The following is a 21,192-nucleotide window of genomic DNA, read 5'->3' as shown; positions in this document are numbered from 1 at the left end:
TCAGGTGCGCCGAAGTCCGATGCGGCGCCGAAGGTGAGGACGTCCATGCGCATTGTCGCCACAGCGTTGCTGACCGCCGGTGTCGTCGCCGGCTGGTTGGCCGCTCCGGCAGCCGCGGCCCAGCCGGCGTGCACACAGCTCGGGGGTGTCGTCGACGCCGACCAGATCTGCCGGGTGCACATGGAGCAACCCTCCTACCGGGTCGACTTCACCTTCCCCGTCGACTACCCCGATCAGCAGGCGCTGGCGGCGTACCTGACCCAGACCCGAGACGGTTTCGTCAACGTCGCGGACATGTCGGGGGCCTGGAACCTGCCCTACGTGCTCGACGGCCGGGGGACCGGTTATCGCAGCGGCCCCGATGACGCCGGCACGCGCAGCGTGGTCTTCGAGGTCTACGAGAACGTCGGCGGCGCCCATCCGCAGACCTGGTACAAGGCGTTCAACTGGGATGTGGTCAAGCAGGCGCCGATCACGTTCGACACGCTGTTCAAACCGGACACCCAGCCGCTCGAGGTGATCTATCCGATCGTGCAGTCCGAGGTGTCGCGCCAGCTCGGGGTGGACTCGCCGATCACACCGGCCGACGGCCTCGATCCGGCCAAGTACCAGGAATTCGTGCTGACCGACGATGAAGTGATCTTCTTCTTCGGTCAGGGCGAGGTGATGCCCGGTGCCGGTGGTGCTCTGCGTGCGGCCGTGCCGCGGTCGGCGATCGCCGACGTGCTGGCGCTGCCGCCGGTGGTCACGCCGTAGACGTCGGCGCCTTGTCCTTGCCGGCGGGCTTGTAGTTCTCCCAGAAGGCGGCGTTCTTGATGCCCAGAGCCACGGGGTCGAACGTCGGGTCCAGGCCCTGCTTCTTCTGCTTCTCGTAGTCCCAGAGGGCCTTGTAGGCGGGTTGCTGCAGGATGATGATGCCGATGATGTTCAGCCAGGCCATCAGGCCGACGCCGATGTCACCCAGCGTCCATGCCTCCGACGCCGTCGAGACCGCGCCGATCGTGACCGACACCAGGACCAGGGCCTGCAGCAGCATCGTCACGTTGGAACCCACGGTGCCGCGGATCAGCGGCACCTCGACGGTGGCCGCCTTGCCCAGCAGGAACCGCAGGTTCGTCTCGGCCATGTAGTAGTAGGCGATGATCGTGGTGATGCAGAAGAACATCAGCGACACCGCGATGAAGCTGGACCCCGCACCGCTCCACAGCGTGTCGAAGCCGGTCTGGGCGAACGCCGGCCCGACCTCGGCACCGGCCGGCAGGATGTCGCCGCCCTCGCGGATCACCGCCCCGTCGGCGCTCTCACCCTCGAAAACCCGGTACGCCCCGGTCGAGAGGATCAGGAACCCGGTCGCCGAGCAGATGAACAGCGTGTCGACGTAGACCGCGAACGCCTGCACCAGGCCCTGCTTGGCCGGATGGGACACCTCGGCGGCGGCCGCGGCGTGCGGGCCGGTGCCCTGGCCGGCCTCGTTGGAGTAGATGCCGCGCTTGACGCCCCACATGACCGCCGCGCCGATGATCGCGCCGAACGCCGCGTCGACGCCGAACGCACTCGAGAAGATCAGCGAGATGATGCCCGGAACCTCTCCCGCGTTGAGCAACACCACCACCAGCGCCAACAGGATGTAGACGGCGGCCATGAACGGCACCACGATCGAGGCGAACGTGGCGATCCGCTTGACGCCGCCGATGATCACGAAGGCCAGCACGATGACGGTGCCGACGGCCACCCACCATTTCGAGAACCCCCAGGCGGAGTTCATCGCCGAGGCCATCGAGTTGGACTGCACGCTGGGCAGCAGCAGACCCATCGCCAGAATGGTGACCGCGGCGAACACGTAGCCGTACACCTTCATCGCGCCGGCCGCCGCCGTGTGGGACAGCGCGGTGCTCAAGTAGTACGCCGGGCCGCCGCGGTATTCACCGGTGAGCCTGTCGCGTTGCTTGTAGATCTGGCCGAGCGTGCACTCCACGAACGACGTGGACGCGCCGAGGAACGCCACCGTCCACATCCAGAACAGGGCACCGGGCCCGCCGAACGCGATCGCGGTGGCGACACCGGCGATGTTGCCGGTTCCGACCCGTCCGGCCAGCGACATCGTCAGCGCCTGGAAGCTGGACACACCGGACGGCGACTTCTCGCCCCGGAGCATGAGGCGCACCATCTCCGGAACCTGGCGCACCTGGACGAACCGTGACCTGACCGAGAAGTAGATGCCGGCGGCCAGACACAGATAGACCAGGGTCTCGTGCCAGACCAGGTCATTGAGCGCACTGAGGAATTCCGACACCCGCGTCCCCTTGTTCGGTTGCTCGACATGCTCGGCCCATCTGAGTGTGCATGCTGGCACCCGCTCGCAAGATCGGTATTACCGACTCGTGACGCGTGTGTTGCGCTTCGCCGCGGTCAGGACGGAGCGAAGCCGTACACGCGGCCGTCGCTGGTGGCGGTCACGACGCGACCATCGTGGGCGACCGAGACGCCCACCGGCCACCCGGTGGCGCCCGGCAGGGGATAGGTGTCGATCTGCTCTCCGTCGTCGGGGTCCACGGTGGCCAGCGCCAGTCCGTCCGCGCCGTCCCGGACGACGACGTAGCCGACGCCGGCGAGGCTGGTGGTGGTCAGCGGCTCGACGTCATCGCGGGTCCAGGCGATCTCGGCGGCGTCGCCGTTGTCGCGCACCGCGGTCAGTTCGGCGCCCGGGCCGCCGCCGGCCACGACCAGTCCGTCGGGGGCGACCGCAGGCGGGGTCTGCGCCAGATAACCCAGCGGCACCGACCAGCGCGCGGTGCCGTCATCGCTGTTGAGCGCCCACAGCCGCTCGTCGCGCCCGTTGACGTAGACGGTGTCGCCGTCGGCGGAGAGCACGGGGCTGGCCAACGGGCCGCCGCCGACCGCGTCGCTGGTCCATTCGCGCGCCAGCAACGGTGTCTGCCCGGGCCGGTAGCGCAACCCGACCAGCACCGGCTCCGCGGCGCCGGGCTCCCACAGCGTCAGCACCACCAGCCGGGACGCATCGGAGTACGCGGGGGCGGCCGCGACCGGGCACCCCCGCCGGGCGGGCAGACAATCGGCGAGCCCGCGCTCGGAGTCGGTCGGATCCACACCGTCGACCAGATCCAGCGTCGTCCCGACCACAGTCCCGCGGTGGGCGTCGAAGACCAGCGCCTGGCCCAGGTGGGTGACCACCAGCAGATGCCCGGGATCGAGGATGCGCATCGTCGTCGGCATGCCGATCACCGGTCGCCGCCACCGGATCCACTGCGTCGGCGGGAACGCCAGGACCGCACCGGGCTGGCCGATGTAGACGTTGTCGAACCCGTCGAACAGCGGGCTGGACGCCGGACCGCCCTGCACCAAGCGGGTGCACCAGCGTTGCCGCGCCCGATTGTCGGCCTCCCAGACCATCAGCGAGCAGCCAGCCTCGGTCTGGGCGTTGAGCGCCAGGTAGTCGCTCGGGCTGAACGCGGCCTGTGCGCCCAGCTCACCTTTGACCGACCGGCTCCACTCCAGGCGCAGCCGTTCGGCTCCGCGCACCGGTGACCGGCTGCTGTTGGCGGCATCGGCGTATTGCGCAGCCCACGATTCGGCCGGCTTGGCCTCGACCCAGGAGTCGGCGCTACCGCAGCTTGCGACCGTTCCGGTGAGCAGCGTCGCCGCGGCCACCACGATGATTCGCCGGAGCACGGGATCCCTTCTGCTGTCCACGGAGCGGCTCTGCGTGTCGTTGTCGAGCCCACGTGAGGGTAACCGTTGTCGACCCTGCGGCTCGCGTAGGCTTTCCGGCCATGACGACGATGTGGGGAGCGCCGCTGCACAAGCGCTGGCGAGGCTCGCGTCTGCGGGACCCGCGGCAAGCCAAGTTCATCACGCCCGCCTCGCTGAAGTGGGTGGTGAGAAACCGCGCCTACACACCGTGGTACCTGGTGCGCTATTGGCGGCTGCTGAAATTCAAGCTGGCCAACCCGCACGTCATCACCCGGGGAATGGTGTTCTTGGGCAAGGGCGTGGAGATTCAGGCCACCCCGGAGCTGGCTCAGATGGAGATCGGCCGGTGGGTGCACATCGGCGACAAGAACACGATCCGCTGTCACGAGGGCTCGCTGCGCATCGGCGACAAGGTCGTGCTGGGTCGTGACAACGTCATCAACACCTATCTCGACATCGAGCTGGGTGACTCGGTGCTGATGGCCGACTGGTGTTACATCTGCGATTTCGACCACCGGATGGACAGCATCGAGCTGCCGATCAAGGATCAGGGCATCGTCAAGGGGCCGGTACGGATCGGACCCGACACGTGGGTCGGGGTGAAGGTCACGGTCCTGCGCAACACCTCGATCGGTCGCGGCTGCGTACTGGGCTCGCACGCGGTGGTGCGCGGCGAGATCCCGGATTTCTCGATCGCGGTGGGCGCGCCCGCCAAGGTGGTCAAGAACCGCAAGCTGTCCTGGGAGACCTCGGCGGCCCAGCGCGCCGAACTCGCGGCCGCACTGGCCGACATCGAACGGAAGAAAGCCGACCGCTGACAAGCGCTCATCTGTTTTGTTTGCTCTTCGCGCAAGCGCTCATCTGTTTTGTTTGCTCTTCGCGCAAGCGCTCATCTGTCTTGTTGGCTCTTCGCGCAAGCGCTCATCGGCCGGGCAGGGGGCGCTCCGCGATCGGACGCCGCGGCTGCGGCCGACGTTCGGCCCGCTTGGCGGCCAGATACACCTGAGCGGTCTCCGCGGCGACGGTGCCCCACGCGAATTCGGCGGTGAGCCGCTCCCGCGCGGCCACCGCGCGGCGCTGCGCCGCGTCGGGTTCGTCGAGCACGGCGCGGACCGCCGCGGTCAGCGCCGCCACATCCCCGGCCGGGTGCGACAGCCCGGTCACACCGTCGATGACGGCTTCACCGAGCCCGCCGGCCGACGAGGTGACCAACGGCAGGCCGGAGGCGGCGGCTTCCAGCGCGACGATGCCGAACGGCTCGTAGAGCGAGGGCAACACCGCCGCGTCGGCGCGGTGCAGCAGCTCGAGCAGCTGTGAATGATTCACTCGGCCAACGAAATTGGTGGCCTTGAGGACCTTGTGCGCACGGGCCTGCTGTTGCAGGAAGCCCAGCTGGGTCCCGTCGCCGGCCACCGTCAACGTGGTGCCGGGATGGGTGCGCCGGATCCGCGCGAGTGCGGCGATCGCGTCGTGCACACCCTTCTCGTACTCCAGGCGGCCGAAGTACAACAGCTCGGCAGGACCGGGGTGGGGCCGCCGCGGCGCGAAGGGCCATCCGTGCACGTCGATCCCATTGCGGATCACTGCGATCTCGCCCAGCTCAGGCCCGAACAGCGCGGTGATCTCGTCGCGCATCGACGCCGAGCACGTGATCAGCGAGTCGGAGTCGCGGATCAGCCATGACTCCAGCGCATGGACCTGGCGGCTCACCGCGCCGCTGACCCACCCGGAATGCCGGCCCGCCTCGGTCGCGTGGATGGTCGAAACCAAAGGCACGTCGAAGAATTGGGCCAGCGTGACCGCGGGATGGGCCACCAGCCAGTCGTGAGCGTGCACCACGTCGGGCCGCCAGTCGGACAAGCCGAGACCGGCACGGATCATGGCGTGCCCCATCGCCAGCGTCCAGGCCATCATGTCGGTGCCGAAGCTGAACTCGTGCGGGTCCTCCGCGGCGGCGACGACACGCACCCCCTCGCAGACCTCATCGGTGGTGGGGTGCGACATCGGGTCGGTGGCCGTGGGTCTGCGGCTGAGCACGACGACGTCGTGGCCCGCGCCGGCCAGCTCGGTGGCCAGGTGATGCACGTGGCGTCCCAGCCCGCCGATCACCACCGGCGGATACTCCCACGAGATCAGCAGGATCTTGAGCTTCATGCGACCGGCAGCCTGCGCGCATCCAGTGCGCCGAACAGTCCGTCGGCGCGGTTCCAGCCCTCGGCGAGCCGCCGGGCCTGCTCCTGGCGCCCGGCCGCGGCCGCCGCGGCGATCTCCCGCGTGGCGTGGGCGTGCAGGTGGGCGCGGTAGCGCGCGTAGTCGGCCGCCGAATCCTTGCTGATCATGAACGGCCAGTCGCTGGACACCGTCAGCAGCGTCTCCCGCAGTATCTGGTCGGCCACGGGGTTGCGCGGCGTCGGCGCGCCGACCGCCGCGGCCCGGGCGAGCGCCTTGTCCACGGTGGTCAGCGCGGTGTCGACGACCTCATTGTTCAGCTGGACCAGATCGGCGACCCTTTCTCCGGCCCACACCTGCCAGTCCTTGCCCGAACCCCACGAGCTCGGCGGCAGATCGACCCGGCCGCCGAGGTACCCGCCGCGGACCGCATCGGAGAGCGTGCCGACCCGCACACCGGCGGCCGGCAACGCGCGCAGCACTCGCGCCAGCCACTCCGGGCCCTCGTACCACCAGTGCCCGAACAGCTCGGTGTCGAACGCCGCGACCACGTGGGCCGGGCGCCCGATGCGCTCGCTCTCCGCGCGCATCCGCTTCCGCACCGTGTCGACGAAATCGGCGACATGTCCGTCGATGGCCGCGTCGGCGCGGTCAGGGTCATACGGCGCCTTGTCCGCGGAGGGCACCTGTCGACCGGTCACCCGCGCCGGCTTGAGGCCGGTCGCGTGGTCGTAGGTGTGGAAATCGCGATAGGCGGGATGACCGGGGTATCCGGATTTCGGCGACCACACGCGGTAGCTGACCTGCAGGTCACGGCCGAACGCGATGACGTCGGAGTCGGCGACCGGGCGGCCCAGCGCGGTGTCGCCGTGCAGCGACGGCCCGTCGACCATGAAATGGCCGACCCCGGCGGCCGCGTAGTCGGTCTCCATCCCCGGCGCGTAGGCGCACTCCGGTGCCCAGATGCCGCGTGGGGTGTGAGCGAATCGCGCTCCGGCGTCGGCGAGCCCCTCGCGCAGCGCGAATTCACGCAAGCGAGGATGCAGCAGCGGCTGGAACGGGTGGGCCAACGGCCCGCCCAGCAGCTCGATGACCTCACCGTCGATCAGCTCCCGCAGCACCGGGCTGGCACCGTGGCGCCAGTACGCATCGAACTCGACAAGCTCCCGCTCGGCTTCGGCATGCTCACGGGATCCGAAGCGGCGCAGTGCTTCCGGTGCTGACGCCGGCGACGGTCCCGAGGCGGTGCGCGTCGTGGCCGCCTCCAGTGCGCGCAGCTGCCAGTTGGCCAGCCAATGATGCATGCCCTGCAGGCAGTACGGGTCGTCGAGTTGGGCCGCGACCACCGGCGTGATGCCCAGGGTGAGCAGGTGGGTCCGGTTCTCGGCGGCCAGGGCCCGCAGCACCCGCACCAGCGGCAGATAGGACGCCGACCACGATTGGTAGAGCCATTCCTCACCGACCGGCCAGCGTCCGTGGTGGGCCAGCCAGGGCAGGTGGGTGTGCAGGACCAGGGTGAACAGCCCCGGGACGGCACCGTGTTCGGACGTCGTCACGGCCGCACCGCGATCGCGACCAGATCGAGGCTGTCATCAATGTCCCTGTCGGGTCCGCTCCCGGTCAGATCGAAATCGTCGATGTCCACCGAGGTCACGTCGGCCAGCAGGGCAGCGGGCCACGGGGCGTCGGCCAGCGCCCGGGAGATCTGCGCATCGATGATCGAGCCGCCGTGGCGGGCGTCGAGCTCGGCCAGCCGCGCGCCGTGGAACACCCCGAGCATCGACCGCACGGTCAACCCTGCCGACTCGAGCAGCTCGGTCAGTTCGGCGGCGTTGAGTTCACGGGTGTGGAACGGGTTGACCGGGGTGTCGCTGCCGGGGGTGAAGGTGATCCGATTGGGGGTCGACATCAGCAGCAGGCCCCCGGGGCGCAGCACGCGCCGGCATTCGGCGACGAACTGGCCCTGGTCCCACAGGTGCTCGATGACCTGGAAGTTGACCACGACGTCGACCGAGCTGTCGTCGAGCGGCAACTCCGCGAGATTTCCGTGCCGCATGTCCACGCGGGGATACCGCGCGCGGACGTGCGCCACCGCCGACTCGTCGTAATCCAGGCCGATCACCGAGCGCGCCACGTCGGCGATCAGGTCGGCGCCGTACCCCTCCCCGCAACCGGCCTCGAGCACGTCGCGGCCGCGGCAGCGGTCCACCAGCCGGCGGTAGACCACCTCGTGGCGACGGAACCAGTAGTTCTCCTCGGCGACGCCGGGAACGGTTCGCTCGCCGGTCAGGGCCATCGGGGCATCGACGGGGAGACCGGCCGGCCGGTCGCCGCGAGGACCATTGGCAACAGATGCGCTCATCGGAAGGCAGGCTAACCCGTAACTGTCCGATGACGAATAGTTCGCTTGTCTACGGGCTGACAGAACGCCGACGGCGACCAGTTATGGTGTTCTGGCGAACCGCTGCAAGTTACCCGCGGGTAACATGGTGGTGCTTGCTTCAAGCGTGGTATGGCAGGCCGGCTACCGGCCCCTTCGAGGAGGACGAACCAGAGCTATGACGAATATCGTGGTCCTGATCAAACAGGTCCCTGACACATGGTCCGAGCGCAAGCTGTCCGACGGCGACTACACGTTGGACCGTGAGGCCGCCGACGCGGTGCTCGACGAGATCAACGAGCGCGCCGTCGAGGAAGCGCTGCTGATCAAGGAGCGCGAGGGCGGCGACAGCACCGTCACCGTGTTGACCGCGGGCCCCGAGCGGGCCACCGAGGCCATCCGCAAGGCCCTGTCCATGGGCGCTGACAAGGCGGTCCACCTCGTCGACGAGGGCATGCACGGATCCGACATGGTGCAGACCGGCTGGGCGCTGGCCCGCGCGCTGGGCACCATCGAGGGCACTGAGCTCGTCATCGCCGGCAACGAGGCGACCGACGGCACCGGCGGCGCCGTCCCGGCGATCATCGCCGAGTACCTGGGCCTGCCGCAGCTGACCCACGTGCGCAAGCTGTCCGTGGAGAACGGCAAGGTCGTCGCCGAGCGGGAGACCGACGAGGGACTGTTCACCCTCGAGGCGTCGCTGCCCGCGGTGGTCAGCGTGAACGAGAAGATCAACGAGCCGCGCTTCCCGTCCTTCAAGGGCATCATGGCCGCCAAGAAGAAGGAAGTCACCAAGCTGACGCTCGCCGAGATCGGCGTCGAGGCCGACGAGGTCGGCGTGGCCAACGCCGGATCGAAGGTGCTCTCGTCGACTCCGAAGCCCCCGAAGACCGCGGGTGAGAAGGTCACCGACGAGGGCGACGGCGGCACCAAGATCGCCGAGTACCTGGTCGGTCAGAAAATCATCTAGCAGGTCATCCCTTCCGTACTTGAGAAACGAGAGACATCCGAATGGCTGAAGTACTCGTGCTCGTCGAGCACGCTGATGGTGCGCTGAAGAAGGTCACCAACGAACTCATCACCGCCGCCCGGGCCCTGGGCGAGCCGGCTGCCGTGGTGGTGGCCAAGCCCGGCACCGCCGAGGGGCTCACCGATGGGTTGAAGGCCGCGGGCGCGGCCAAGATCTACGTCGCCGAATCCGACGACGTGGAGAACTACCTGATCACCCCGTATGTCGACGTGCTGGCCGCGCTGGCCGAGTCGGCGTCGCCGGCCGCCGTGCTGCTGGCCGCCAACGCCGACGGCAAGGAGATCGCGGGACGGCTCGCCGCCCGCATCGGCTCCGGCCTGCTCTCCGACGTCGTCGACGTCAAGGAGGGCGGCAAGGGCATCCATTCGATCTTCGGCGGTGCCTTCACCGTCGAGGCCGAGGCGGTCGGGGACACCCCGATCATCACGGTGCGCGGCGGTGCGATCGACGCCGAGCCGGCCGACGGCGCCGGCGAGGTCGTCTCGGTCGAGGTGCCCGCCCAGGCCGAGAACGCCACCAAGATCACCGCGCGTGAGCCGGCTGTGGCCGGTGACCGTCCGGAGCTGACGGAAGCGACCGTCGTCGTGGCCGGTGGCCGCGGTGTCGGTAGCGCCGAGAACTTCAACGTCGTCGAGGAACTCGCCGACTCCCTCGGGGCCGCGGTCGGCGCCTCGCGTGCCGCGGTCGACTCCGGCTACTACCCGGGCCAGTTCCAGGTCGGCCAGACCGGCAAGACGGTCTCGCCGCAGCTCTACATCGCGCTGGGCATCTCCGGGGCGATCCAGCACCGTGCGGGCATGCAGACGTCGAAGACGATCATTGCGGTCAACAAGGACGAAGAGGCGCCGATCTTCGAGATCGCCGACCTCGGCATCGTGGGCGACCTGTTCAAGGTCACCCCGCAGTTGACCGAGGCCGTCAAGGCCCGCAAGGGCTGATCGACCTCCGGCCGGGTCGCCCCGGCCAGCGACGCAAAGTCGCCCGTTTCCTGCGGGAATCGGGCGATTTTGCGTCTGATCGCCGAACCACGGCGAGCAACTCGTCATCTGACGCTCACGGACACGTCACTCCCGTGATGCCGACCGGAGACCCCGCTGGGCCACCGTGCTGATCGTGAGCACCGCTTCTGTACTCATCCGATCCGACGACAGCCCGGCGCCGCAGTCCGCGGCACCACGCTATTCGCTGCTGCTGAGCACCGACGCCGACGCCATCGACGCCGCGCAACGTCTGCGCCACGACGTCTTCTCCACCGAACCCGGCTACGCCCTGCCCGCCGCCGCCGACGGCCGCGACGCCGACCGCTTCGACGAATACTGCGACCACCTGCTGGTGCGCGACGACACCACCGGACAGGTGGTCGGCTGCTACCGGATGCTGCCGCCCCCGGGCGCCATTGCCGCGGGCGGGCTGTACACCGCCACCGAGTTCGATGTCGCGGGCCTGGACCCGCTGCGCCCCGGACTGGTCGAGATGGGCCGCGCGGTGGTTCGGGCCGGCCACCGCAACGGTGCGGTGGTGCTACTGATGTGGACCGGGATCCTGGCCTACCTGGATCGCAGCGGCTACGACTACGTGGCCGGATGTGTGTCGGTGCCCGTGGTCGACCCGACGGGCGACCTGGCGCCCGGCAGCCAGCTGCGGGGAGTGCGCGACGTCGTGCGGCGCCGTCACGCCGCCGCGGCCTGCCACACCGTCTACCCGTACCGTCCCGTCGTCGTCGACGGGTGCGGGCTCGATGACATCACCCCACCGTCGCGGTGCAGCGTCCCGCCGCTGCTGCGCGGTTACCTGCGGCTGGGCGCGCAGGTGTGCGGCGAACCGGCCCACGACCCGGTCTTCGGGGTGGGCGACTTTCCCGCGCTGCTCGACAAACGCCGAGCCGATCTGCGTTATCTGCGCCGGTTGCGCTCGGCCGGGGCGGCCGCCGCGATCGCGGGCGGCGCGCGGTGAACGCCCCGCACGCCTGGCTGCCCCGGGCCACCTGCATGTCCGACTGCGTGGCGGGACCCCCGCCCGGGCGGGCCGCCCGGGTGCTGGCCCGGACGGTGTGCCGGAGCGTCCTGGTACTGCTGATGCTGCCGCTGATGCCGCTGCTGGCGGTACCGGTACCGGGTCGGCGGCGCTGGCAGCGCGGGTACTGCCGCGCCGTGTTGCGGTGCCTCGGCATCCGGATCACCGTGTTCGGCGGCCCGGTCCGCAACGTGTCGGGGGTCCTGGTGGTCGCCGGTCACGTGTCCTGGGTGGACGTCTTCGTCATCGGGGCGGTGCTGCCGGGCTCGTTCGTCGCCAAGTCGGAGATGCTGCAGTGGCCGGCGCTCGGCGCGGTGGCCCGCCTGGTCAAGGTCATTCCGATCGACCGCGCCAGTCTGCGCCGGTTGCCCGAGGTGGTGCGCACCGTCGCCGACCGGTTGCGTGCCGGCCACACGGTGGTGGCCTTCCCGGAGGGCACCACCTGGTGTGGCCGGGCACACGGACAGTTCCGGCCGGCGATGTTCCAGGCCGCGATCGACGCGCAGCGGGCCGTGCAGCCGCTGCGGCTGAGCTATCACCACCGCGACGGGGCCCTGTCCACGGCGGCCGCCTACATCGGTGACGACACGCTGTGGGCGTCGCTGCGCCGGATCGTCGCGGCCCGGGGCACCGAGGTGCGGGTCGGCGTCGAGTCCCTGCAGCTGCCCGGACAGGATCGACGTGAGCTGGCGGACCGCTGCCAGCGCGCCGTGCGGGACACCGGTGACGACCCGACCCCGGCGCGGCCGACCGAGCACCGTAGCCACCACACCCTGGCCGCCTGACCGGCGCCAGAGCTGCGGCGACTGAGGCCGGTCGCGCGGCGACGGCTATTCTGGAACGGTTATGTCTTCCCCCGCGCCGGTCTATCTCGACCACGCCGCCACCACGCCGATGCGTCCCGCCGCTATCGAGGCGATGGCGGCTGTGTTGGCCACGGTAGGCAATGCGTCGTCGTTGCACGGGTCGGGACGATCGGCACGGCGCCGCCTCGAAGAGTCCCGGGAGGAGCTGGCGCAGCTGCTGGGCGCCCGGCCCTCGGAGGTGATCTTCACCGCGGGCGGCACAGAAAGCGACAACCTCGCCGTCAAGGGCATCTACTGGGCACGCCGCGACGCCGACCCGCGCCGGCGCCGCATCGTCACGACCCCGGTGGAACACCACGCGGTGCTCGATGCGGTGCAGTGGCTGGTCGAGCACGAAGGCGCCGAGGTCACGTGGCTTCCGGTCGACGAGGTCGGGGCGGTGAGCGCCGAGTCGTTGCGCACGGCGCTCGATGATCCGGACGACGTGGCGCTGATCTCGGTGATGTGGGCCAACAACGAAGTCGGCACCGTGCTCCCGATTAGTGAACTAGCCGCTGTCGCAATGGAATTCGAAATACCTATGCACAGCGATGCGGTGCAGGCGGTGGGGCAGCTGCCGGTTGATTTCGCTGGAAGCGGGTTGTCGGCGATGAGTGTGACCGCGCACAAGTTCGGCGGACCGACCGGGGTGGGCGCGTTGTTGTTGCGCCGCGACGTCGGTTGCGTGCCGCAGCTGCACGGCGGAGGCCAGGAACGCGACGTGCGTTCGGGTACCCAGGACGTCGCGGGGGCCGCGGCGATGGCCGCGGCGGCCCGCGAGGCAGTCCGGACCATGGACGGCACCGCATTCCGGATTCGGGCACTGCGTGACCGCCTGGTCGACGGGGTGCTCGGGTCGATCGACGGGGTGCACCTCAACGGCGCCCGCGGCACGCGGCGACTGCCGGGCAACGCGCACTTCACCTTCGCTGGTTGTGAGGGCGACTCATTGCTGATGCTGCTCGACGCCAAGGGAATCGAATGCTCGACCGGCTCGGCGTGCACGGCCGGGGTGGCGCGACCCTCGCACGTGTTGATCGCGATGGGGGCGGAATCGGCCAGCGCACGCGGCTCGCTGCGCCTGTCCCTGGGACACACCAGCACCGACGCCGACGTCGACGCGGCGCTGGCGGTGCTGCCCGCGGCGGTGGAGCGAGCCCGCCAGGCAGCGCTGGCCAGTGCCGGGTTGCACTCCTCGCGCGAGCGCTCGTCGGACACATACTCCTCGCGCGAGCGCTCGTCGGACACATACTCCTCGCGCGAGCGCTCGTCGGTCGGAGGCGGCTGACATGCGGGTCCTGGTCGCGATGAGCGGCGGCGTCGACTCCTCGGTGGCCGCGGCCCGGATGGTCGACGCCGGCCATGACGTCACCGGTGTGCATCTGGCGCTGTCCTCCGCGCCCGGGACACTGCGCACCGGGTCGCGAGGCTGTTGCTCGAAGGAAGACGCGGGCGACGCGCGCCGAGTCGCCGATGTCCTCGGAATCCCGTTCTACGTCTGGGATTTCGCCGACCGCTTCAAAGAAGACGTCATCGACGACTTCGTCTCGTCGTATGCCCGGGGCGAGACGCCGAACCCCTGTGTGCGCTGTAACGAGCGAATCAAGTTCTCCGCGCTGGCCGCTCGCGCCCTGGCGCTGGACTTCGATGCGCTGGCGACCGGACACTACGCCCGGCTCTCCGGCGGCAGGTTGCGTCGCGCCGTCGACCACGACAAAGACCAGTCCTACGTCCTGGCGGTGCTGACCGCCGAGCAGCTGCGGCACGCCGTGTTCCCGATCGGGGACACCCCGAAGGGGCAGATCCGCCGGGAAGCGGCCGAGCGTGGGCTGGCGGTGGCCGAGAAGGCCGACAGCCACGACATCTGTTTCATTCCCTCGGGGGACACCCGTGCCTTCCTCGGAGCCCGCATCGGGGTCCGGCGCGGACCCGTGGTCGACGGTGCCGGGACGGTGCTCGCCGAACACGACGGGATACACGGATTCACCGTCGGTCAGCGCAAGGGCCTGGGCATCGCCGGCCCCGGACCCGATGGGCGCCCCCGCTACGTCACCGGCATCGACGCCCAGACCGGCACCGTCCGCGTCGGCGACGTCGCAGATCTCGACGTCACCACGCTGGTCGGCGACGCGCCCGTGGTCACCTCCGGTGTCGCGCCCACCGGCCCGGTGGAATGCCAGGTCCAGGTGCGCGCCCACGGCGGCGTCGTCGACGCCGTCGCCCACCTCTACGACGACCGGGTCGTGGTCGACCTCCGCGCCCCGCTGCGAGGCGTAGCGCCCGGGCAGACGCTGGTGCTCTACCGGCCGGACCCGGACGGGGACGAGGTGCTGGGCTCGGCGACGATCCGTTCGGCGCGCTAACCCGGGATGTTGGCCGCGATGTTCGCCATCACGATGTCGGGCACCGAGTCGGGAAACGCGCAGAACGTCACCTCGATCAGCACCGCCGATTTCACGAGGTAATCCCGGCCGCAGCCACCGGGGCGGGTCCGCACCGAGTCCGCGGTGGTGGTCACCTCTCCGACCATGGCCGGACCGGGACTGGTGTCGCCGCACTGCTGGATCAGCCCGACGAGCTGGCCGAATGCCCGGCGGGCGGTCTCGGCGTCGCGGTAGCCGGCGGCCGCCTGGGAGATGAGACCACCATCGGGCGGGTTCTGGTAGGTCGTCTTGTGGAACTCCTCGATCTCGCTGCCGAACACCTGCGTCTCGGCGAACACCCAACGGCATTGCGCCGGAACCTTTTCAGCGAGCGGATCGATGTCGAGCGGAGTTTTGCTCTGCATCCCGGGGACCGGCGTCAGGTCCGCGCCGGCGCCGGTGACCGCCTGCATCTGCGCCCGATCCAGCAGCACGGTGTCGACGTCGACCGGGGACTGTGAATCCTCGTCGGGGAGCGGCGCCGAGCGCACCGCCACGCCGTCGACCGTGTGGGCGCAGCTGACCGTCAGTGCCGCCGCCACGCCCAGCAGACAACCCGGCCACCAGGTGCGGCGGACCGACGTGCATCCCCGGGCCGTCATGACCTGACTTTAATGCGTCGCATATCGTCGGGCGAGTGAGTGTGTTCGCCACCGCCACCGGCATCGGGTCCTGGCCCGGAACGTCTGCGCGGGAGGCCGCCGAAGTCGTCGTCGGGGAACTGCACCGGCTGCCGCACCTGGTCGAATTGCCCGCCCGGGGCGTGGGCGCCGACCTCATCGGGCGAGCCGGTGCGCTGCTCGTCGACATCGGGATCGACGTCGTGCCGCGGGGTTACCGGATCGCCCCGGGGCGCAGCTCAGCGGTCCGGCGCGCGGTCAGCCTGCTCGACGAGGATCTCGACGCGCTCGAGGAGGCCTGGGAGAGCGCCGGTCTGCGCGGCGGCGACCGGGTGATCAAGGTGCAGGCGCCCGGGCCGGTGACGCTGGCAGCACACCTGGAACTGAGCAACGGCCACCGGGCCATTACCGATCCCGGGGCCCTGCGCGACGTGACGATGTCGCTGGCCGAAGGCGTGGACCGGCATCGCGCCACCGTCGCGCGCCGCCTGGGAGCCGCGGTCGCCGTACAGTTCGACGAACCCTCGCTTCCTGCCGCGGTGGCCGGCGCGCTGTCGGGAGTGACGCGTCTTAATCCGGTCGCGGCGCTGGAGGAGTCGGCGGTCACCGCCATGCTCGACACCTGCGCCGCCGCGGCGGGTCCCGACGTCGCGGTGCATTGTTGTGCAGCGGGTCTGCCATGGAAGGCATTGCGCGAGAGCACGATCACCGCCGTCTCGGTGGATGTCCAGGCCTTGGACGCCGGCGACCTCGACGGCATCGGCGAGTTCGTGGAGTCGGGCCGCACCGTCCTGCTGGGCGCGGTGGCGGCGACCGAGACCCTTGCGCGGCCCTCGGTCGAGATGATCGCGAAATCGGTGGCATCGATCACCGACCGACTGGGCTTCCCCCGCACGGTGTTACGCCACCGGATCGGTATCACGCCGGCGTGCGGCCTGGCCGCAGCCACCCAGGGGTGGGCACGCACGGCGATCGAACTGGCGCAGCGCACATCCGACGCGCTGCGCGACGAGCCCGACGCGGTCTGACGCCGCGTCGGCGGGTGTCACGTCGACCGCAGGTCCTTGCGCAGGATCTTGCCCGACGCCGATTTAGGGATGGCATCGATGAAAGCCACCTCGCGGACCTTCTTGTACGGCGCGACCTGTCCGGCGACGAACTCGATGACGTCTGCGGCGCTGAGCTCGCTGCCGGGCTGGGCGACGACGAACGCCTTCGGCACTTCCTCGCCGCTGTCGTCGGGCGCCCCGACGACAGCGGCATCGGCGATCTGCGGGTGGGTCAGCAACACCGCCTCCAGCTCGGCCGGAGGCACCTGGTAGCCCTTGTACTTGATCAGCTCTTTGAGCCGGTCGACGATGTAGACGCACCCGTGCGCATCCACCTGGGCGAGATCGCCGGTGTGCAGCCAGCCCTGGGCATCGATGATCGCCCGCGTGGCCTCCTCGTTGTTGAGATAGCCGGCCATCACGTTGGGCCCCTTGAACCACAACTCACCGGTCTTGCTCAAACCTTCTGCGGGAGGATGGATTTCGTCACCGGTTTCCGGGTCGACGATCTTGGAGGCGGCGTTGGAGACGGTCCACCCGACCGAGCTCAGTGGTGCGTCGACCTGCATGTCGTGCCGGCCGGCGTCGAAGGGGGTGATGTGGCTGACCGGGCTCAGTTCACTCATCCCGTAGCCCTGAACCACCTTGCAGCCCAGGCGTCGGGCCACCGCATGGCCGAGGTCGGCATCCAGCGGCGCGGCGCCGGACATCACCACCTTCAGCGAGGACAGGTCGTAGTCGTCGACCAGCGGGTGCTTGGCCAGTGCCACGGCGACCGGCGGCGCGATGAACGCGATGGTGGCCCGGTGCTCGGCGATGCCGGCCAGGAAGTCGCCCAGATCGAAAGCGGGCATGATCACCAGTTTCGCGCGGGCGTGCAGCGCGGCGTTGAGCAACACCGTCATCCCGTAGATGTGGAAGAACGGCAGCACTGCAAGCACCACGTCGTCGGGCGTCATGCCGTGCAGCGGGCGGATCTGGGCCACGTTGGCGACCAGGTTGCGGTGGGTCAGCATGACGCCCTTGGGATTGCCGGTGGTGCCGGAACTGTAGGGCAGCACCGCCAGATGCGAGGACGGGGCGAAGTCGACCGCCGGTGCCTGCGGCGCACCTGCGAGCAACTCCTCGGCGTTGGGGTGCCCGTCGGTGTCGCGGCCCGCGCCGTCTAGCACCACCAGGTTCTCGTCGGCGATACCTGCCGCAGCGGCACCTGACTTGGCCTGCTCCAGGAGCGGGGTGACGGTGACCAGCATGCGGGCCCCCGCGTCTTTCAGCTGTTTGGCGATGTCGTTGGCAGTGAACAACGCGTTGACCGTGGTCGCCGTCGCGCCCGAGCGCAGGATGCCGTGAAAGGCCACCGCGAACGCCGAGCTGTTCGGCGCGAGCAGACCGACCACTTCACCGACACCGACGCCCCGGGCGGCCAGCGCGCCGGCGAAGGTGTCGATGCGGCCGATCATCTCGCGGTAACTGGTGTGCCGCTTGGATTTCGTGTCGATCAGCGCGACGCGGTCGAGGTCGCTGTCCTCGATCCCGGTGAACAGGTAGTCGAAGATGCTGGCCGTCGGGATGTGGACTTCGGGGAAGGGGCTCGAGAAACTCATGATGGTCTGATCGAATCACGTCCGGCCGCCGCAGGGGTCAGCGTTGGTCGAGCTGCCTGATGGATTTCTTCGACGCAACCCTCCGGTAGGAGGCATCGACGAGCTCGGTGACTTCGCTCCAGTCGACTTCAGCGGCGTCCAGATCCAGCCCCAACCAGCCGAACGGTCCGAGGTAGGCCGGGAAGAAGAAGCGGCTGTCCTGCTCGAGTGCCGGCCGATCGCTCTCGTCGACCTTGACGAGCACACTGTGCGGATACTGACGGTGTGCGCCCGCCGTCCCGGTCTTGGCGCTGCCGCCGTAGACGGCGAACATCTTCGGCGCGCAGAACACCGGTCTGCCCCAGGAGACCTTCTCCGCGGCCCCGGGAAAGGCGAGCGCGACGGCGCGCAGTTCGGCCAGTCCGGGGTCGTCGTCGTCGAACATGAGAGGGTGCGCCCTCGGGTGCGCCCTGGAGTTCGCCATGGTGGCAGCCTACGCACGCGGTACGGGAGAGCCGGGGATCCGATGTCGGGGGGTTTCGATAGCCTGCCAGGGTGAGTCCCGAGGCGACCCCGGATCCCCAGGCAGTATTGGCCGACCAGGCCGATGACGCCCCTGACGCCGCGTTGCGCCGGCGCTGGCAGGAACTCGCCGACGAGGTCCGCGATCACCAGTTCCGCTACTACGTGCGCGACGCACCAATCATCTCCGACGCCGAGTTCGACGCACTGCTCGGGCAGTTGCAGGCACTCGAGGACGAGCATCCCGAGTTGCGGACACCGGATTCGCCGACCCAGCTGGTCGGGGGAGCGGGATTCGCGACTGACTTCACCCCCGCCGAGCACCTCGAGCGAATGTTGAGTCTGGACAACGTCTTCACTCCCGACGAGCTCGCGGGCTGGGCCACCCGGATCCAGGGTGAGATCGGCGCCGACGCGCACTATCTGTGCGAGCTGAAGATCGACGGCGTGGCGCTGTCGCTGGTCTACCGGGACGGCCGGCTGGAACGCGCCGCCACCCGCGGGGACGGGCGCACCGGCGAGGACGTCACGCTCAATGCGCGCACCATCGATGACATTCCTGAAAAGCTCAGCGAGGCAGCTGATTTCCCGATTCCCAAGGTGCTGGAAGTCCGCGGCGAGGTGTTCTTCCGGGTGGCCGATTTCGAGGATCTCAACGCCGGGCTGGTCGCCGAGGGAAAACCGCCGTTCGCCAACCCGCGCAACAGCGCGGCCGGGTCGTTGCGTCAGAAGAACCCCGCCGTGACCGCGCGCCGCCGGCTGCGGATGATCTGCCACGGGGTCGGGCGCACAGAAGGCGCCGGTGGCTCGCCGTTCGACTCCCTGCACGACGCCTACCGCGCGCTCGATGCGTGGGGCCTGCCGGTCTCCGACCACACCGTGCGCGTGCACGGCCTCGACGCGGTGACCGAGCGCATCGCCTACTGGGGTGAGCATCGCCACGAGGTCGACCATGAGATCGACGGCGTGGTGGTGAAAGTCGACGAGGTGGCGCTGCAGCGGCGGTTGGGTGCGACGTCGCGGGCCCCGCGGTGGGCGGTGGCCTACAAGTATCCGCCGGAGGAGGCGACCACCAAGCTGCTCGACATCCGCGTCAACGTCGGCCGCACCGGGCGCGTGACCCCGTTCGCGTACATGGAGCCGGTGAAGGTCGCCGGCTCCACCGTCGGGCTGGCGACGCTGCACAACGCCTCGGAGGTCAAACGCAAGGGCGTGCTGATCGGCGACACCGTGGTGATCCGCAAGGCCGGCGACGTCATCCCCGAGGTTCTCGGTCCGGTGGTGGACCTGCGCGACGGGTCGGAGCGGGAATTCGAGATGCCCACCCACTGCCCGGAATGCGGCACCGAACTCGCGCCGGCCAAGGAGGGTGACGCCGACATCCGCTGCCCCAATTCCCGCACCTGTCCCGCGCAGTTGCGTGAGCGCGTCTTCCACGTCGCCGGCCGCGGCGCGTTCGACATCGAGGGCCTGGGTTACGAGGCCGCGATCGCGCTGCTGCAGGCGCAGGTCATCACCGACGAGGGGGACCTGTTCACCCTGACCGAGGACGATCTGTTGCGCACCGACCTGTTCACCACGCAGAAGGGTGAGCTCTCGGCCAACGGCCGCCGGCTGCTGACCAACCTGAGCGCAGCGAGAAGCCAACCGCTGTGGCGGGTGCTGGTGGCGCTGTCGATACGGCATGTCGGACCCACCGCGGCGCGGGCGCTGGCTACCGAGTTCGGCAGCCTCGACGCGATCGTCGAGGCTTCCGAGGAACAACTGGCCGCCGTCGAGGGCGTGGGCCCCACCATCGCGGCGGCGGTGACCGACTGGTTCACCGTGGACTGGCACCGGGCGATCGTCGACAAGTGGCGGGCGGCCGGCGTGCGGATGGCCGACGAACGTGACGCCAGCATCGAACGCACTCTGGAGGGCCTGTCGATAGTCGTGACCGGTTCGTTGACCGGATTCAGCCGCGACGACGCGAAGGAGGCGATCATCGCGCGCGGCGGCAAGGCGGCCGGCTCGGTGTCGAAGAAGACGGCGTTCGTGGTCGCCGGTGACGCGCCCGGGTCCAAGTACGACAAGGCCGTCGAACTCGGCGTGCCGGTCCTCGACGAAGCGGGGTTCGTGCGTCTGCTCGACGGCGGCCCCGACGCGGTGGCGCCGCCCGCTACCTGATGATGGTCGCGATGATCCCGGTCAGATAACCCAGCCGCGCCACCTCGCTGGGCCGGAAGGCCGGACCGCCCGGACGCCCCAGCACCACCGCCGTATGCACATCACCCAGTGGCGCGGCAGCCAACGTGGTGTCCATGTCGCGCCACACCTGCGGCACCCAGGCCGCGGCGTCGTCCAGCGCCACCGGCCGTTCGATGGGCAGCCACGGGGTCTCGGCGGCCAGGGTTTCCGGTGCCCCGGCGCTGCCGACCACCCGGCGGGGTCCGCTGTCGGTCAGCGCGGTCACCGTGCACCAGCCGACCCGCAGGACCCTCGGAGCCTCGTCGACGAGCACCTGGAGCCGGGCCTGCCGCCCGTCGGCGGCGGCGACGTGATCGATGAGCTCCAGCTCGCGGTGCGCTTCCAGCAGCCCGGTATGCGGTCGGATGCTGTCGACGTAGACGCCTTTGAGCTGTTCGGCGGCGGTGATCAACATGTCCGGCATGGCCCCGGGCGCCAACTCGACCACCAGGTCGTCGACGGCGTAACCGGCCGCGCGCTCGACCACGTCCAGCGACAGGATGTCGGCGCCCGCGGTGCCCAGCGCCACGGCCAGCGAGCCCAGGCTGCCTGGCCTGTCCTCGAGCTCGACGCGCAGCAGATACGTTGGCACGGCCAACACTGTGTCACGGACCCGCGCAG

19 protein-coding genes are annotated in these 21,192 nt (G+C 69.7%); 10 read left to right on the top strand and 9 right to left on the bottom strand.

The window, feature by feature from the left end:
- Window positions 1–45: 45 nt before the first annotated feature.
- Complete coding sequence (locus G6N31_RS11995; protein ID WP_098005063.1) at window positions 46–756, top strand: esterase; 711 nt, start codon at window positions 46–48, stop codon at window positions 754–756.
- On the opposite strand, the gene G6N31_RS11990 is transcribed toward G6N31_RS11995, so the two are convergent.
- Entirely contained in the window at window positions 746–2,293 is a 1,548-nt protein-coding gene (locus G6N31_RS11990; protein ID WP_098005064.1) for an alanine/glycine:cation symporter family protein, read from the bottom strand. The two genes, G6N31_RS11995 and G6N31_RS11990, sit on opposite strands and share 11 nt — an antisense overlap.
- A 116-nt stretch (window positions 2,294–2,409) precedes the next feature.
- Window positions 2,410–3,690 carry a BamB-related PQQ repeat family beta-propellar protein gene (locus tag G6N31_RS11985; RefSeq protein WP_098005105.1) on the bottom strand — a complete coding sequence of 427 codons (1,281 nt, stop codon included), beginning with the start codon at window positions 3,688–3,690 and terminating at the stop codon, window positions 2,410–2,412.
- A gap of 101 nt (window positions 3,691–3,791) precedes the next feature.
- On the opposite strand from G6N31_RS11985, the gene G6N31_RS11980 reads away from it, so the two are divergent.
- Window positions 3,792–4,529, top strand: a complete 738-nt coding sequence (locus G6N31_RS11980) for an acyltransferase (protein ID WP_098005065.1) — start codon at window positions 3,792–3,794, stop codon at window positions 4,527–4,529.
- Between the two features lie 103 nt (window positions 4,530–4,632).
- On the opposite strand, the gene G6N31_RS11975 is transcribed toward G6N31_RS11980, so the two are convergent.
- Genes G6N31_RS11975 through G6N31_RS11965 form a run of 3 tightly spaced genes read right to left on the bottom strand, consistent with a single transcriptional unit; the run spans window position 4,633 to window position 8,242 of the window.
- Window positions 4,633–5,865: a glycosyltransferase family 4 protein gene (locus tag G6N31_RS11975; RefSeq protein WP_098005066.1), complete on the bottom strand. Its 1,233-nt coding sequence runs from the start codon at window positions 5,863–5,865 to the stop codon at window positions 4,633–4,635.
- Entirely contained in the window at window positions 5,862–7,436 is a 1,575-nt protein-coding gene (locus G6N31_RS11970) for a 1,4-alpha-glucan branching protein domain-containing protein (protein ID WP_098005067.1), read from the bottom strand. The genes G6N31_RS11975 and G6N31_RS11970 overlap by 4 nt, the downstream gene beginning before the upstream one ends.
- Window positions 7,433–8,242, bottom strand: a complete 810-nt coding sequence (locus G6N31_RS11965) for a class I SAM-dependent methyltransferase (RefSeq protein WP_098005068.1) — start codon at window positions 8,240–8,242, stop codon at window positions 7,433–7,435. The genes G6N31_RS11970 and G6N31_RS11965 overlap by 4 nt, the downstream gene beginning before the upstream one ends.
- Before the next feature lie 196 nt (window positions 8,243–8,438).
- Between G6N31_RS11965 and G6N31_RS11960 the strand changes: the two genes are divergently transcribed.
- From G6N31_RS11960 to mnmA, 6 genes are all read left to right on the top strand, one after another.
- A complete protein-coding gene (locus tag G6N31_RS11960) occupies window positions 8,439–9,230 on the top strand; it encodes an electron transfer flavoprotein subunit beta/FixA family protein (RefSeq protein WP_098005069.1) in 792 nt (263 codons plus the stop codon).
- A gap of 41 nt (window positions 9,231–9,271) precedes the next feature.
- Window positions 9,272–10,228: an electron transfer flavoprotein subunit alpha/FixB family protein gene (locus tag G6N31_RS11955; protein ID WP_098005070.1), complete on the top strand. Its 957-nt coding sequence runs from the start codon at window positions 9,272–9,274 to the stop codon at window positions 10,226–10,228.
- 175 nt (window positions 10,229–10,403) lie between these two features.
- Complete coding sequence (locus G6N31_RS11950) at window positions 10,404–11,243, top strand: GNAT family N-acetyltransferase (protein WP_098005106.1); 840 nt, start codon at window positions 10,404–10,406, stop codon at window positions 11,241–11,243.
- A gap of 35 nt (window positions 11,244–11,278) precedes the next feature.
- Window positions 11,279–12,088, top strand: coding sequence for a lysophospholipid acyltransferase family protein (locus tag G6N31_RS11945; protein ID WP_098005107.1), 810 nt, complete (start codon window positions 11,279–11,281; stop codon window positions 12,086–12,088).
- Window positions 12,089–12,149: 61 nt separating this feature from the next.
- Window positions 12,150–13,436, top strand: a complete 1,287-nt coding sequence (locus tag G6N31_RS11940; protein WP_098005071.1) for a cysteine desulfurase family protein — start codon at window positions 12,150–12,152, stop codon at window positions 13,434–13,436.
- Between the two features lies 1 nt (window position 13,437).
- Window positions 13,438–14,511, top strand: coding sequence for a tRNA 2-thiouridine(34) synthase MnmA (mnmA, locus tag G6N31_RS11935; protein ID WP_098005072.1), 1,074 nt, complete (start codon window positions 13,438–13,440; stop codon window positions 14,509–14,511).
- On the opposite strand, the gene G6N31_RS11930 is transcribed toward mnmA, so the two are convergent.
- Window positions 14,508–15,173 (bottom strand): sensor domain-containing protein, encoded by a 666-nt coding sequence (locus G6N31_RS11930; protein WP_098005073.1) that lies wholly within the window; start codon window positions 15,171–15,173, stop codon window positions 14,508–14,510. The two genes, mnmA and G6N31_RS11930, sit on opposite strands and share 4 nt — an antisense overlap.
- Before the next feature lie 35 nt (window positions 15,174–15,208).
- Between G6N31_RS11930 and G6N31_RS11925 the strand changes: the two genes are divergently transcribed.
- Entirely contained in the window at window positions 15,209–16,219 is a 1,011-nt protein-coding gene (locus tag G6N31_RS11925) for a uroporphyrinogen decarboxylase/cobalamine-independent methonine synthase family protein (RefSeq protein ID WP_098005074.1), read from the top strand.
- A gap of 17 nt (window positions 16,220–16,236) precedes the next feature.
- Here G6N31_RS11925 and G6N31_RS11920 read toward each other — a convergent pair whose 3' ends face one another.
- Window positions 16,237–17,844 (bottom strand): 4-coumarate--CoA ligase family protein, encoded by a 1,608-nt coding sequence (locus G6N31_RS11920; RefSeq protein WP_098005075.1) that lies wholly within the window; start codon window positions 17,842–17,844, stop codon window positions 16,237–16,239.
- A gap of 37 nt (window positions 17,845–17,881) precedes the next feature.
- The gene (locus tag G6N31_RS11915; RefSeq protein WP_098005076.1) at window positions 17,882–18,307 is read right to left on the bottom strand and encodes an MmcQ/YjbR family DNA-binding protein; all 426 of its coding nucleotides are present in this window, start codon (window positions 18,305–18,307) and stop codon (window positions 17,882–17,884) included.
- Between the two features lie 71 nt (window positions 18,308–18,378).
- Here G6N31_RS11915 and ligA point away from each other — a divergent pair, with 71 nt between their 5' ends.
- Window positions 18,379–20,511 (top strand): NAD-dependent DNA ligase LigA, encoded by a 2,133-nt coding sequence (gene ligA / locus G6N31_RS11910; RefSeq protein WP_098005077.1) that lies wholly within the window; start codon window positions 18,379–18,381, stop codon window positions 20,509–20,511.
- Here the strand turns inward: ligA and G6N31_RS11905 are convergent.
- Window positions 20,504–21,172, bottom strand: a complete 669-nt coding sequence (locus tag G6N31_RS11905; protein WP_179964295.1) for an ACT domain-containing protein — start codon at window positions 21,170–21,172, stop codon at window positions 20,504–20,506. The two genes, ligA and G6N31_RS11905, sit on opposite strands and share 8 nt — an antisense overlap.
- Window positions 21,173–21,192 lie beyond the last annotated feature (20 nt).

Source organism: Mycolicibacterium duvalii (assembly GCF_010726645.1).
GTDB classification, from domain to species: Bacteria; Actinomycetota; Actinomycetes; order Mycobacteriales; family Mycobacteriaceae; genus Mycobacterium; species Mycobacterium duvalii.
This window is presented reverse-complemented; position numbering and strand designations above follow the sequence as displayed.